Genomic DNA, 14126 nt, shown 5'->3' with positions numbered 1-14126 from the left:
ATTAACCAATTCCCGAAAAACAAGGAGCCCGTTGTAAACATGAGCAAGATTGTTGCTGTTAAAGCATTTGAAGTATTGGATAGCCGCGGTAACCCCACCGTTAACGCCGATGTGATTCTCGAGTGCGGCGCGGTAGGTTCTGCCTGCGCACCGTCTGGCGCTTCCACCGGCTCCCGCGAAGCCCTTGAACTGCGCGACGGCGACAAGAGCCGTTACCTGGGCAAAGGCGTACTGAAAGCGGTTGAAAACATCAACGGCGAAATCGCCAAGCTGCTGGTGGGCATGGACGCAACCGATCAACGCGCCCTCGACCAGGCCATGATCGACGCCGACGGTACCGACAACAAATCCAAACTGGGTGCAAACGCTATCCTGGCTGTTTCCCTGGCTGCCGCCAAAGCCGCTGCAATTTCCAAGGGCATCCCCCTGTACCAGCACATCGCCGAGATCAACGGTACTCCAGGCCAGTACACCCTGCCGGTGCCGATGATGAACATCATCAACGGCGGTGAGCACGCCGACAACAACGTCGACATCCAGGAATTCATGATCCAGCCGGTTAAGGCCAAAACCTTCGCCGAAGCCCTGCGCCAGGGTGCCGAGATCTTCCACTCCCTGAAAAAAGTCCTGTCTGCCCAGGGCCTCAATACTGCCGTCGGCGACGAAGGTGGCTTTGCCCCCAACCTGCCGTCCAACGAAGGCGCCCTGAAAGTCATCGCCGAAGCCGTTGAAGCCGCCGGCTACAAACTGGGCGACGACATCACCCTCGCCCTCGACTGCGCCTCCTCCGAATTCTACAAAGGTGGTAAGTACGTACTCGCCGGCGAAGGCAAGGAATTCGACAGCGCCGGTTTCGCCGATTACCTGGCACAACTGTCCGAAACCTACCCGATCATTTCCATCGAAGACGGTATGGACGAAAGCGACTGGGACGGCTGGAAAGTGCTCACCGACAAAATCGGTAGCAAGGTACAGCTGGTGGGCGACGATCTGTTCGTCACCAACACCAAGATCCTGAAAGAAGGTATCGAAAAGGGTATCGGCAACTCCATCCTGATCAAGTTCAACCAGATCGGCTCCCTGAGCGAGACCCTGGACGCGATCAAAATGGCCAAAGACGCCGGCTACACCGCGGTCATCTCCCACCGCTCTGGTGAAACCGAAGACACCACCATTGCCGACCTCGCTGTTGCCACCGCCGCCGGCCAGATCAAAACCGGCTCCCTGTGCCGCTCCGATCGCGTTGCCAAGTACAACCGTCTGCTGCGCATCGAAGCCGAGCTGGAAGGCAAAGCGCCTTACCGCGGCATCGCTGAGTTCAAGTAATTCGGCAGGCCGAGTAAACTGGCTGAAACTCGCTTCGTAGCTAAGTCTCCGAAGCGAAGGCGCTGATACCGATGGCCCTTCCCGGGACCTTCTGCGACAGGGATGTCGCGGAAGAGCCCCCATGGAAGGGTTCACGGCGTGTCCCGGGAAGGGCCATCGGTAGCTGCGCCGCCACGGACCTCATCCCGTGCGCAGTACAAACAAAGGCCAGAGAGAACACACAAAATGAAATGGCTGCTGGCAATCCTCACCGCAATGCTGCTGGTTACCCAATACCGACTCTGGGTTGGCGAGGGCAGTTTCGCGGACGTGACCAGACTGGAACGGCAGCTTGATGATCAGCAGAAGAAAAACTCTGCGCTCGAGCGCGAGAACCGCCAACTCCTGCGGGAAGTCCGCAGCCTCAAAGAAGGCACTGACGGCGTAGAAGCCAAAGCCCGCTACGACCTCGGCCTCATCAAAGAAGGCGAAACCCTGTTTATTTTTCTCGATCAGGACAAAAAAAATCCTGAGCAGTCACCGCGGGAAAAAGAATGACCACTGCAGTAAACCCGGTTGAAACCTCCTACTGGGTCATCGTCCCCGCCGCCGGCGCCGGCAAACGTATGGGCGCAGACAAACCCAAGCAGTATCTGCCGTTGAGCGGCAAGCCCCTCATTGCCCACACCCTGGAAAACATACTCCACTGGCCCGGGCTTAAGGGCATCGTCGTTGCCATTGCCGCCGACGATACAGAATTTGCAACACTCCGCTGCGCGCAGGATGCCAGAATCCAGACCGTTACCGGCGGTGCCGAACGCGCAGACTCCGTACTCGCCGCCCTCGACTACCTGAGCGAGCGCGAAGCGCCGGAAACCTCCATTCTCGTCCACGATGCCGCCAGGCCTCTGGTCAGTGTCGCCGATATACGAAAACTGCTTGCCGCTGCACCCATGGCCCTGCTCGCCCAACCCGCGAGCGACACCGTCAAACTTTCTCAAACGCGCGGCGGTAAAACAGAAGTGCGGGAAACCCTGCCGAGAGACCAGATCTGGCTCGCGCAGACGCCACAGAAAGCACCGCTCGGCAAATTGCGTGAAACGCTGCTGCAGGGGCTCGCGGAAAATTCCACGGCCATCACCGATGAGGCCAGCGCCCTTGAACGGGCAGGCTTCCATCCTGAACTGGTAGCTGCCTGCCGCAGCAACTTCAAAATCACTCATCCCGCCGACCTACTGCTGGCGGAGGCCCTGCTGCAACACCGGGCCGTCGAATCTTCTTTGGAAAACAACCTATGAACCTCAGAATCGGCCAGGGCATTGATGTGCACGCCTTCGGCCCAGGCGATTGCGTCGTGCTCGGCGGCGTCACCATCCCCCACGAACAAGGCCTTGTCGCGCACTCCGATGGTGACGTGCTGCTGCACGCACTGGCAGATGCACTGCTTGGCGCCCTCGCTCTCGGGGATATCGGCCAGCACTTTCCCGACACCGACGATGCCTATTCCGGTGCCGACAGCCGCGTGCTGTTGCGCCATGTGATGGGGTTGATTCACCAGCGTGGTTACCGCCTGGTCAACGCCGACGCGACCCTGATCGCGCAGGCTCCCAAGATGGCACCGCACATCAACGCCATGCGCGCAAACATTGCTGCAGACTGCCAGGTGAGTACCGATGCCATCAGCGTCAAGGCGACTACTAGTGAAAAACTCGGCTTCACAGGTCGCAAAGAAGGGATTGCCGCACAAGCGGTGGTGCTGCTGGACCGAGCCGCAGGAAGTGCCCCGTGAGCGAACATGAGCCGACATGGAATCTCGATTGGCCCCGCGCGCTGGGTGGCACCGCTATTCGGGCGGACTTTCGCACCGAACCTGAAGACTTTGTGGTAGACGAACTCGCCGCGCCGCAGCAGGGAGATGGCGAACACGTTTATCTGCACATCCGCAAACGCGGCGCCAACACCGGCTTTGTCGCCCAACAGCTGGCGCAGCTGGCTGGAGTACACAGCAATGATGTAGGGTTTTTCGGGCTCAAGGACCGGCATGCTGTTACCACTCAGTGGTTCAGTGTGTGGTTGGCGCAGAAGCCGGAACCAGACTGGAAGCAGCTTGAAAATGCAGAAGTCCAGTTGCTGCAGCACTTCCGCGGCCAGCGCAAGCTGCGCCGCGGCGAACATCTGGGCAACCGTTTTCAGATTCGTCTTCGCAACGCAGAAGGGGACCGCGCCGCGGCAGAGGCGGTGTTGGGGCGGATTGCGGAGGGCGTGCCGAACTATTTCGGCGAACAGCGCTTTGGCCACAATGGCGGCAACCTGGATCTGGTAGAGGCGATGTTGGCGGAGCAGGGGGCGGGCAAGCGCAGGCGTATACCACGCAGTCAGAAGGCATTCGCCATGTCCGCTGCCCGCAGCTGGCTGTTCAATCAGGTTCTGGCGCGGAGGGTGGAGCAGGGCAACTGGCAGGTTCAGCTTGAAGGTGAACCGGAACCCGTCGCCAGCGGACCGCTGTGGGGGCGAGGCCGCAATCTGGCCGTTGGTACTCAGCTGGATCTGGAAAGTGCCGCGATGCAGCCCTGGCGGTCCTGGTGTGATTGGTTGGAACACTGCGGTCTCAGCCAGGAGCGTCGGTCTTTGGTGCTGCAGCCGCAGGGCTTCCAGTTCCAGTGGCAGGGGGATGACCTGACGTTGGCTTTTGCCCTGCCGCCAGGTACTTTCGCTACGGCGGTCCTGCGCGAGGTGGCTGAACTGGCCAATCGGTCCGACCGCGCAATAAAATAAACGACAACAAAGTGTGACCGGTGGCGCATCTGTGACTCCGGCCAGTCGCTGGATATCCTAGGGGTTTAGGTACCTTGGAAATAGTGCTCCGGCGAATTGCTTGCAGGGAGATAATGCGTCCTTATGGATCGTTTGAGACACGAAGGCCTGGGAATGACATCCCAGCGCACCCGCAACCGCCTGATTCAGCGTTTACGGGAGGAAGGTATTCGCAGTGAGGAGGTGCTGGATGTCATGGCATCCACCCCCCGACATCTGTTTCTTGATGAGGCGCTGGCGCTGCGCGCCTATGAAGACACCGCGCTACCCATCGGTTACGGTCAGACCATTTCCCAGCCTTATATCGTTGCCCGCATGACGGAATTGCTGATCAGCCGCGCGCGCTCCCGGGCTCGAGTGCTGGAAGTGGGTGCGGGGTCCGGGTACCAGACCGCGATTCTCGCCCGCCTGGTCGATAAGCTGTATTCCGTCGAGCGAATCGAGCCGCTGCTCACCAAGGCGCGGCAGCGGATGCGGGAACTGGGGATTTTCAACGTGGAGATGCGTTTGAGTAATGGTGGTTTCGGCTGGCCGGAGCAGGCTCCTTTTGATGCCATCCTCTGTGCCGCGGCACCAGCCAGCGTACCCGATGAACTCCGGGAGCAATTGGCTCCAGGAGGAGTTCTGGTCATTCCTGTGGGTAGCGACAGCCAGTTTCTTACCATCGTTACCCGCAGTGAAGACGGCAGCCGCTTTGATGTGGAAAAGGCGGAGCCGGTGCGCTTCGTTCCCCTGTTAAGCGGAGTCGTGCGTTGATGTCACAGATGTTTTTTCGCAGCCGATACTGGGGCGTGGCGGCGCGCGGTATCGCCATGGGTGCCGCAGATGTCGTGCCCGGTGTATCTGGCGGCACCATCGCATTTATTACGGGAATCTATCAGGAGCTGTTGGATTCGTTGAGTCGTATCGGACCACATACGCTCGCCATCCTTGTTAAAGACGGTATTGCTGCAGCCTGGCGTCAAATCAACGGTAATTTTTTACTGGCATTGTTTGCGGGCATTCTCACCAGTATTTTCAGTCTCGCCAAGTTAATCAGCTTTCTACTACATAACTACCCCATTGTGGTCTGGGCGTTTTTCTTTGGCTTGATTCTCGCGTCGGTAGTGCCAATTGCACGGCGTGTTAGCCGATGGACCTGGCAATGCTGGGGGGCGCTGATTCTGGGGGTTGCGCTCGCGATTCTCGTGAGTGAAATGCGCCCCACGGAAATTACCGCCACGCCGGCCACCCTGTTTTTTTCCGGTGCTTTGGCGATTTGCGCCATGATCCTGCCCGGCATCTCGGGCTCCTTTATCTTGCTGATGATTGGCATCTATCCGCAAGTGATTGCGGCGGTACATCAATTCCAATTGAGCGCGCTTGTGTGGTTCGCCGCCGGTGCGGGAAGTGGTCTGCTGCTATTCAGCCGTCTGCTCTCCTGGTTGATGCATCGGTTCCCGTCGGTGACATTGTCATTTCTAGTGGGCATTTTGCTTGGCAGCCTGAAAATTGTCTGGCCGTGGAAGTTGGCAACCAGTGAAATGGTCGGGCTCGATGGAGATAAACTCGCGCCGATGATGTCCAACGTTTTACCGGCAGAATTTGCCAGTGCATCCGGCCATCCGTCCTATTTTCTGGGAGCCGTGGCCGCAATGATGGCAGCAGTGATTCTGGTGCTCGCTGTTGAGTGGCTGAGTTTGCGTCATGTAGGAAATGTCGTACAGGAAAAATAAGTTGGGGATTACAGTCGGATGGGGCGGAAGACTACCGGATAATTTCTGACGTATTACGGGTGATTTGGGGGACTTGCGACAGCAGGGGGCCACGTTGAAGGGCGGTGTTGGCCAGCTGCGAATCAGACCGGTTTTTTTTGCCTCTCGGTGATGCGAAACCCACGATATTTTTTAGACACTTTTTCCATAAATGCACACCTTTGATGTAAAAAGAGAATAATGAAACGGCGCAATTATCGACAGTTCAGCAGCGTAAATTCTGAATTCGCAGAAGGTAAATTGTGCCAATTTTACTATTCCCTGCGCAGGGCTTTTGGGGTTCTCACACTCTGTGTGTGCGCCGCGTCCTGTTCCAGTAATCTGGCTCCCACCTCGACCCTCCAACAGCCACCCAGTCATAAAATCAAGCACCATACGGTCAGCCGAGGTGAAACCCTGTATTCCATTGCCTGGAGATATGGTAGAGATTTCAAAGAGTTAGCTGCGATCAATGGCATCCCTTCGCCCTATCGGATATTCCCTGGCCAACGTCTGCAGCTCGCCGGGCGTGCGCCCGCGCAAGTGGCCACCAAGGCGGTTGCGGTCGCAGAAAGACCACAACCCCCGGCCAAAAAGGTCGCAACCAGGGCTCGTAAACCCCCTCCGGCAACCACTAAAAAATCGTCAAATTCGGCCAGACACAAATCTGACATAAATTGGCAGTGGCCGGTACGTGGCAGGGTGCTGGCCACGTACCGGCACGGAGACCCCTTGCGAAAGGGAGTTGATATCGCGGGTAAAAAGGGGGAATCTGTTCTGGCAGCAGCGGATGGCACAGTGATTTACGCCGGAAGCGCACTGAGAGGTTACGGTAAGCTTCTGATCATCAAGCACAGTGAGGAATTTCTCAGTGCTTACGCCCACAACGACAAACTCCTTGTGGGCGAGGGTGCGAGGGTGAAGGCGGGGCAAAGGATAGCGGATCTGGGGTCGAGTGGTACCGACCGCGATATGCTCCACTTCGAAATTCGCCGCAATGGTCAGCCGGTAGACCCCATGGCCTACCTGCCTTAGCCGACGCAATGATCTGCGTGTCTTTACGCTGTTGCGCAATAAAAATGGACTTTTATTTTATAACCACTTGAGGTAGTCACCGGGATCGGCATTAACTGCCCTGCAGTGACACTGCTCGCCAATGAAGGCGGGTTGCCGGGAACGGAGGCTGTCGCATCTGACAGCGACCGGTTCAGCGATCGCGAACTGTCGAGGCGGCTGAAACAGGCAAAGTACAAGGAGTTGGGGAAATGGAAGCACAACGTCGTGAACATCTGGAATACGATGCCAGAGCCGATCTCTCAATCGACTCAATGGACAATGACGATTCCTATGATGACTCTCTGGAATTGGATGAAGACGATTCCTTATCAGAAGATGAAGAAGTAGAGACCAGCCGCCCACGGAGAAAGGCGGCCAAGAAAAGCTCCGAAACCATCTCACCTAGATCTACAACAAAAAGCACATCACCAAAAACCACCATCCGCCGGATGGATGATACCCACGCAAACAAAAACCTCGACGCTACCCAGCTGTATCTCAACGAAATCGGTTTTTCTCCTCTGCTGACCGCGGAAGAAGAAGTTTACTACGCACGCAAGGCGCTGCGCGGTGACGTCGCCGCGCGCAAGCGTATGATCGAAAGTAACCTGCGTCTCGTAGTGAAAATCGCCCGACGCTATGTAAGTCGTGGCCTGGCGTTGCTGGATCTGATTGAGGAAGGCAACCTGGGTCTGATTCGCGCGGTAGAAAAGTTTGATCCGGAGCGCGGCTTCCGTTTCTCTACCTACGCCACCTGGTGGATCCGACAGACTATCGAACGGGCCATCATGAATCAGACGCGCACCATCCGTCTGCCCATTCATGTGGTTAAAGAACTCAATGTTTACCTTCGTGCTTCCCGCGAACTGGCACAGAAGCTCGATCACGAGCCGTCTGCGGAAGAAATTGCCAATCTGCTGGAAAAACCGGTGGAAGACGTTGAGCGTATGCTCGGCCTCAATGAGCGTATCACTTCGGTGGATACCCCCATCGGCCCATCGTCTGAAAAAACCCTGGTGGATACCATTCCCGATCAGCATGAATCCGATCCTGCGGAACTGTTGCAGGATGAGGATCTGTTCGAAAGTATCAACCGCTGGTTGGGTGAACTGCCGGACAAGCAGTGTGAAGTGGTGTCCCGCCGCTTTGGTCTGCGAGGATACGAGGCCAGCACTCTGGAAGAAGTCGGTCGTGAAATCGGTCTCACCCGTGAACGTGTGCGTCAGATACAGGTAGACGCGCTCAAGCGTCTGCGCGAAGTCATGGAGAGCCAGGGGCTTGACGGTATGTCACTTTTTGCCAATCTCTGATTCGTTCGCGGGAATGGATTGAAGGTCCTTTCTTGCGACGATCCCCCACCAGAACCCGCAACCTTTGTTGCGGGTTCTGTTTTTTGGGGAGGCAGTTATTTCTGCTGCCAGCGACCGAGGTTGTCCTGGTAAAACTCGCCTTTGCCGAGGCGGGATTCCAGTTTCTCCGCTGCGCGGGCAGCCACTTGGGCTATGTCGATGTTGTTGCGCTGAGCAATGGCCGCGTATTCCTGCTTGCGCTTGTTGTTCACTTCCGCCACCAGTTTTTCGAGTTCTGGTGTACTGCCTTGCACGACGGCGATATAACCGCTGTTTGCTTCGCCAACCAGTCCCTGGGAGCGTGCCTGGTCCAGAGTGATGGCGCTGGCCGGCAGGGCGATCAGCAGGGTCACCGCGAGTAGGCCATTCAACAGTTTTTTCATGGATACGAATGCGGGCATAGTCTGTTTTCCTTTTCTCATTTGGGGTGAACGGCTCTGTTGCCGGTTGGCATCAGAAAATCCCCTCCTTGTCTTCAAACAGGTCATCGAGCTCCTTGTCGACTCTGACGCGGATTTCGTGTTCGATCTTGACGTTCAGGTTGACGGTGATCGGCTCACTGGGGGCCTGTACTGCTACCGTCGGGGTGCAGGCGGCCATCAAGGCGCACCCGCACAACAGTGCGAGGCATACCGCGGTCTGTTTGACAATTCCTGGCTGTTTCACTGAATACTCCTGTGTCTCTCAGGTTTACAGGTTTGTAAGTAGCAATGCGGCGAAGCCGCGTCACCTGGGAGCTATTGATGTTTACTATAGATCTTGTCCATTAACCGCAGCTGAATAGGGGCGTAACTGAACGGCAACGGATCGCCGTATAAACCGAGGTTAAAACGGAACTCAGGCCAGCTTACTGCACCTGGCGCTCCAGTACATCGGTAACATCTCTACTCGCCTGCAGGGATCGCAGCATGGACGGGATATTGTTTTCCAGATTCAGGTTGATGATCAGATCCCGGTTGGCATCAATGGCGGCACTGCGTCCGGTCAGCTTCAGGTTCAGCTGCAGATCTCCGCTCAACGGGTAGCTCATGGTGCCAGAAATATCCCGGTAATTGTAATCTTCCAGAGCACCGGCAAGCAGTTTCAACTGGGGGTTACTGCCGAGCATACCGGGCGAAAAGGCCCCGTAGTAGCGCAACCTGCCCCCGGGCGGACGGGACTGCACGGTGCCGTTGTCCACAGTGACGCCCTGACGGTCGGTAGTGATGGGAATACTTGCGTCGATCAGGCCACTGGCGGCGAAGTTGGTGGACTCCATTTCCTTTGCCAGGGCGCCAAGCGAGAGGCCAGTGAACTGCAGGTGGGAATGTCGCTCCTCACCGCTTAGGTTCCAGTAGAGGTTTTCGGCGGTTAGCGCGCCTTCCAGAAGCTCGGCGGAGATGTTCCGGAGGGTGAGGTCGCCATTTTCGGCCAGTGACAGTAAAAAATTCACATTGGTGACGGCAATCCCTGTGTCTACCGATTTCACGGAGACTGGGACTGGCTTTATTGTTACCCAGTTTCCATCGTTCTGCTGCAGGGCGATCTCGGTGTTGACGCCTACGGCGAAGCTGTCGTTGTACTGGAAGGCAGTGTCAATGAATCCCAGCTGGAACTGACTCTTCCCCGATTCCGGCCAGTGAATTCTGGCGTCCGCCTGCAGCTTGCCGCCGACAATATCCACAGGTAGCCCGCTTACAGCGCGGCTCAGGGGATTCGTGGGTGTAAATTCGACTTGCGGAAGGGCGAGCATCAGCGTGCCTTGTCCCGATTTCAGGCTGTGCTGCCATTTGGTGACCAGTGCGAGCGGCCCACCTGAAATATCGCTGCTGCCGGTGATCTCCTGATTGGCAATCTGCCATTTCCCACGTGCGGAAAACCCGGCCTTATATTGCTTCAGTATGGAGACATTCAGGTTGTCAGCATGGAAGCTGGCAGCAGCTTGAAAATCTCCAGGTTTGTCGCCGGAATGGACAATGAGCAAGTCTTCGAGAAACACAACGCCACGCAATTGATTGTCGCCACTGTGCAGTGGGTCGAGATTGATGGCAAGGTGTGGGCTGCTGCAGGAAATCGCCGTATTCTGCCACCGGCATTTGGCCTGCTGCGTAAACACCTCCGGTTTACCTATACTGACTTCTCCCGAATGTCCCTGATCGGCGCTCAGGTTCAGGTCTTTCAGGGCTATGGAAAATGAGCCATCCTGCCCTGAGGCAAGGTGGGCTTCCGCGACGGTCAGGTTTAGGTTGCTAACACTGGTCGTTGTGTCCGGCAGCCTCAACTGTGGGGTTGCCATTTTCAGTTGCAGGGTGCAGTTGACCGCAGGTAATCCGGCGCAGCGCAGGTTGCCGACTTCTCCCCGGAGCTCGGGGCTTCCCTGTTTTTCATCTTGCAGTTTGCTTAGATCTTTGGCTGCCAGCTCAAGCTGTGGGAATTCCAGATCCATTTCACCGGGAAATTTCGCGGAAGAAAGTTTTATCGCTTGGCTGCCGCTCAGCGTTAGCCGCAGTTTCTGCCAGTCCAATGCTGCCAGCGGATTATTGTGGCTTGGAGGCTCCAGCAGGAACGTCGCGTTGTCATTGAGCCGGATTTCCGCGAAAAACTGATGGATCTTCGGTGCATCAGATCCGCTGAGTATTCCATTGAGTCCGGGAAGCGAGAAGGTTCCGGTAAATGTTTGAATGCCCCGCATATCTGTCACTGGAATCTGCTCGCGCACTTGTTGCCATCTCGCTGTATTCCAAAGGCGGGATGCTTCATCAAGGTGGGTCTCGCCGCGAAACAGGACTTGGGGAATACCGTTTTGAGTCGACAATACAATATTGCTGTCTACTAGCGGCGGCACTGCTACGGGCATTTCCGATGCCGGTTGAATGGTTGTGCGAATCTGCAGCTCTCCTTTGATGGAAGCGACGGACAGGGGTACTGCAGAATGTATTTGCAGGTGGACCGGTTTTATCGTCGTTACTTCCGCGGCCACTGGCAGGCCGGCGTGTCCCTCGGGCAATACCGCGGAAAACGCTCGGGTTTCAATCGCCGCGCTGATATCGCGCAGATCACCTGCATTCGAAAGTCGATCCGGGATCCCGCCTTTGAAGGTAAGCGACGCCTCCCCCTGCAGGGAGTGCGCTAGGTCGAGCCAGTCTCCGCGTTCACGGCTGGATAAACCGACTTGTTGGAACAGTGGAGGCAATTGACCGGCAGCAAGATTGAGACTGCCTTCCAACCGCCAGCGGCGTGAAGGACTTTCGCTATTGACCGGCCCTTGACGATATACGCGGGTGTCCAGTTGTCCCACGGTCACGGCACCGTTGTCGAGTTTTAGGGCAGACTTTGTCAGTGCCTCCTCGATACGCACTTTCAGCTCCAGGCGGCATGCTCTACAGCGGTCGCTGCGCAGCTCTCCCTCAATGGTGTGTCCGGGGAACTGGGTGGCGGAAAAGGAAAGTTCGCCATTTAATCTCTGCGGCCACTGGATTTTTTGGATCTGCAGTTTCCGAATTGGCAGATTGCGCAGGTTATCGAGTACTTCGTCTACGGAAATTTCAGTGGCTGCCTCCGTATCTTTCGCGAATACATCAGCTCCGTGCGGCGCTCTCGACGCTGGATTTTCCGGCGGGAACTTCGGCAGAGCGTTTTCCTGAGCATCGACCACTGGCTCGGGAGATTTGATCGCAAGGCGTTCGACCGATATTTCTGCTTCCGGCAAGACGCGCGTGTTCGAACTCAGCAGGGCGCGAATGAGGGCGGGAATCCGGCTGACGTGGATATCACTCACATCAATGAAGTACCCGCGCGAGGTGACAAGGCGCAGGTGGTCAAGATGTGCGCCCAGTCCGCGGTCCGAACGGGAAAGGCTCAGCCCTTGGAATACCGTAACGCGCATCCCATCCAGCCGCCAGTTCAGTGCACCCGGTATCCATGAATGTCTCGCCATCCAGCCGGCGGCAGCAGCCAGTAGCAATAGCGCCAGGGCAATTGCAGCGATCTTCAGGGAGCGGGAGACAAAACGCACAAAAACCTCGGCTGACCGACTTGAGAATTCACCACCAAATGTAGAGACTTGTTTGTGAGAATAACGACAGGGGCAGAAATTGTGAAATTCGTGATGACAGTATTGTGCGGTAAAGCCAGTCAGGTGAGGAAAATGTTGGCAGTGACCGCGATTTCCCTGGCGGGGACCCTGTCGGTAGCTGTGGGAGTTCAAGCATATGACCGCATCAACGGTGAGGGGTTCGCCAGCCGTTCACCGGTACTGGCCACCGGGGGAATGGCCGCCACTAGCCAGCCGCTGGCGACCCAGGTGGCGCTGGATATCCTGAAGAAGGGCGGCAGCGCAGTAGATGCCGCTATTGCCGCCAATGCGGTGCAGGGGCTGATGGAACCGACTGGCAATGGCATTGGTGGTGATCTGTTTGCCATTGTGTGGAGTGCCGAAGACAAAAAGCTCCACGGTTTGAATGCTAGCGGGCGCTCGCCGAAATCACTGTTATTCCGTTATTTTGCCGACAATAATCTTGAGAAGATCCCCTCCCATGGTCCTCTACCTGTATCCGTGCCGGGCGCGGTGGATGGCTGGTTCGAGCTGCATGGAAAGTTCGGCCGGCTGCCAATGAAAGACCTGTTGGCGCCGGCCATTCATTATGCCAACAGCGGCTTTCCGGTAACGCAGCTGGTGGCCTACTACTGGAACCGGTCTGTGCCTGTATTGGAAAAATACCCGGGCTTCCGCGAAACCTATATGCCTGACGGCCGCGCGCCCAGGGAAGGCGAAATTTTCCGCAATCCCCGTCTGGCAAATACGCTACAGAAAATCGCAGATGACGGACGCGATGCCTTCTACAAAGGGGACATTGCACGGGAAATCGACCGCTATATGAACGCCAACGGAGGTTTTCTCTCCTATGACGACCTGGCCAGTCACAAATCTGAGTGGGTGGAACCGGTGTCGACCAATTACCGTGGCTACGACGTGTGGGAGCTGCCGCCCAATGGCCAGGGCATTGCAGCATTACAGATCCTCAATATTCTCGAGGACTATGATCTGGCTAAGCTGGGGCGCCTCAGCCCCGAATATATCCACCTGTTCACGGAGGCCAAGAAACTCGCGTTTGAAGACCGCGCCAAATACTATGCGGACCCAGAATTCAATACGCTGCCGGTCAAAGAGCTCATCTCGAAATCCTACGCCGACAAACGTCGCAAGCTTATCAACCCGGAAAGGGCCGCCAAACGTTACGATGCCGGGACCGTGGCTCTGCGTCACGGCGATACCATCTACCTCACTACCGCCGATAAAGACGGCAATATGGTGTCGCTGATCCAAAGTAATTACCGGGGGATGGGCTCTGGCATGACTCCCGGAGAGCTGGGATTTATTCTGCAGGACCGCGGGGAGATGTTCAGCCTCAGAGAAGGTCATTTCAATCAGTACCAGCCGGGGAAGCGTCCGTTCCACACCATCATCCCCGCCTTCGTGACCAAAGATGGCAAACCCTGGCTCAGCTTTGGCGTCATGGGCGGTGCGACCCAGCCGCAGATGCATGCGCAAGTTATCATCAACATGGTGGATTTCGGCATGAACGTGCAGGAAGCGGGCGATGCGCCGCGTATACTGCACACGGGTTCCAGCCAGCCCACGGATGAACTGATGGAGGATGGGGGCTATCTCAGCCTGGAAGACGGCTTTCCCATGGAAACGCGGCGCAAGCTGGTGCAGATGGGCCATCAGATACGTTTTGAAAGTGGCCCTTATGGCGGTTACCAGGCCATCCTGAAAGACGCGAATGGTGTGTATCACGGTGCGTCTGAAAGCCGCAAAGACGGGCAGGCTGCCGGTTATTGACGGACCCCATTTGAAACCTGTTGCGCGTCACCTGGTGAAGGAGGG

The 14126-nt window shown here is 56.7% G+C and carries 13 protein-coding genes and 1 pseudogene; 11 read left to right on the top strand and 3 right to left on the bottom strand.

The genetic code is table 11. From position 1 onward, the window contains the following. Positions 1-39: 39 nt before the first annotated feature. The 10 genes and pseudogenes from eno (at position 40) to rpoS (ending at position 8218) form a co-directional block, all read left to right on the top strand. Positions 40-1326, top strand: coding sequence for a phosphopyruvate hydratase (eno, locus tag GNX18_RS07300; protein WP_166216590.1), 1287 nt, complete (start codon positions 40-42; stop codon positions 1324-1326). A gap of 225 nt (positions 1327-1551) precedes the next feature. Then, a complete protein-coding gene (locus GNX18_RS07295; protein ID WP_138234925.1) occupies positions 1552-1863 on the top strand; it encodes a septum formation initiator family protein in 312 nt (103 codons plus the stop codon). Then, positions 1860-2603 carry a 2-C-methyl-D-erythritol 4-phosphate cytidylyltransferase gene (gene ispD, locus GNX18_RS07290; RefSeq protein ID WP_166216587.1) on the top strand — a complete coding sequence of 248 codons (744 nt, stop codon included), beginning with the start codon at positions 1860-1862 and terminating at the stop codon, positions 2601-2603. Before GNX18_RS07295 ends, ispD begins: the two co-directional genes overlap by 4 nt. Beyond that, a complete protein-coding gene (gene ispF / locus GNX18_RS07285; RefSeq protein WP_138234923.1) occupies positions 2600-3094 on the top strand; it encodes a 2-C-methyl-D-erythritol 2,4-cyclodiphosphate synthase in 495 nt (164 codons plus the stop codon). Before ispD ends, ispF begins: the two co-directional genes overlap by 4 nt. Continuing rightward, positions 3091-4080: a tRNA pseudouridine(13) synthase TruD gene (gene truD / locus GNX18_RS07280; protein ID WP_166216584.1), complete on the top strand. Its 990-nt coding sequence runs from the start codon at positions 3091-3093 to the stop codon at positions 4078-4080. The genes ispF and truD overlap by 4 nt, the downstream gene beginning before the upstream one ends. A gap of 123 nt (positions 4081-4203) precedes the next feature. Then, on the top strand, positions 4204-4875 hold the full coding sequence (locus GNX18_RS07275; protein WP_171018909.1) for a protein-L-isoaspartate(D-aspartate) O-methyltransferase: 672 nt from the start codon (positions 4204-4206) through the stop codon (positions 4873-4875). Next, the gene (locus GNX18_RS07270; protein WP_166216581.1) at positions 4875-5834 is read left to right on the top strand and encodes a DUF368 domain-containing protein; all 960 of its coding nucleotides are present in this window, start codon (positions 4875-4877) and stop codon (positions 5832-5834) included. The genes GNX18_RS07275 and GNX18_RS07270 overlap by 1 nt, the downstream gene beginning before the upstream one ends. 219 nt (positions 5835-6053) lie before the next feature. Next, a pseudogene (locus GNX18_RS19595) lies at positions 6054-6314 on the top strand (LysM peptidoglycan-binding domain-containing protein); the annotation flags it as partial. Between the two features lie 270 nt (positions 6315-6584). After that, positions 6585-6887, top strand: a complete 303-nt coding sequence (locus GNX18_RS19590) for a peptidoglycan DD-metalloendopeptidase family protein (protein ID WP_240914347.1) — start codon at positions 6585-6587, stop codon at positions 6885-6887. Between the two features lie 230 nt (positions 6888-7117). Continuing rightward, a complete protein-coding gene (gene rpoS, locus GNX18_RS07260; RefSeq protein WP_240914283.1) occupies positions 7118-8218 on the top strand; it encodes an RNA polymerase sigma factor RpoS in 1101 nt (366 codons plus the stop codon). A 95-nt stretch (positions 8219-8313) separates the two neighbouring features. Here rpoS and GNX18_RS07255 read toward each other — a convergent pair whose 3' ends face one another. The 3 genes from GNX18_RS07255 to GNX18_RS07245 form a co-directional block, all read right to left on the bottom strand. Beyond that, entirely contained in the window at positions 8314-8658 is a 345-nt protein-coding gene (locus GNX18_RS07255) for a YdbL family protein (RefSeq protein WP_240914282.1), read from the bottom strand. Between the two features lie 52 nt (positions 8659-8710). Next, positions 8711-8923 (bottom strand): YnbE family lipoprotein, encoded by a 213-nt coding sequence (locus tag GNX18_RS07250; protein ID WP_240914281.1) that lies wholly within the window; start codon positions 8921-8923, stop codon positions 8711-8713. A 181-nt stretch (positions 8924-9104) separates the two neighbouring features. After that, positions 9105-12251 carry a YdbH domain-containing protein gene (locus tag GNX18_RS07245; protein ID WP_166216575.1) on the bottom strand — a complete coding sequence of 1049 codons (3147 nt, stop codon included), beginning with the start codon at positions 12249-12251 and terminating at the stop codon, positions 9105-9107. A 132-nt stretch (positions 12252-12383) separates the two neighbouring features. On the opposite strand from GNX18_RS07245, the gene ggt reads away from it, so the two are divergent. Then, a complete protein-coding gene (gene ggt, locus GNX18_RS07240; protein ID WP_166216573.1) occupies positions 12384-14081 on the top strand; it encodes a gamma-glutamyltransferase in 1698 nt (565 codons plus the stop codon). Positions 14082-14126 lie beyond the last annotated feature (45 nt).

This window comes from Microbulbifer sp. SH-1 (assembly GCF_011326135.1).
Classification (GTDB): domain Bacteria; phylum Pseudomonadota; class Gammaproteobacteria; order Pseudomonadales; family Cellvibrionaceae; genus Microbulbifer; species Microbulbifer harenosus.
The sequence above is the reverse complement of the archived record's forward strand: the minus strand, read 5'-3'. Positions and strand labels throughout refer to the sequence as shown.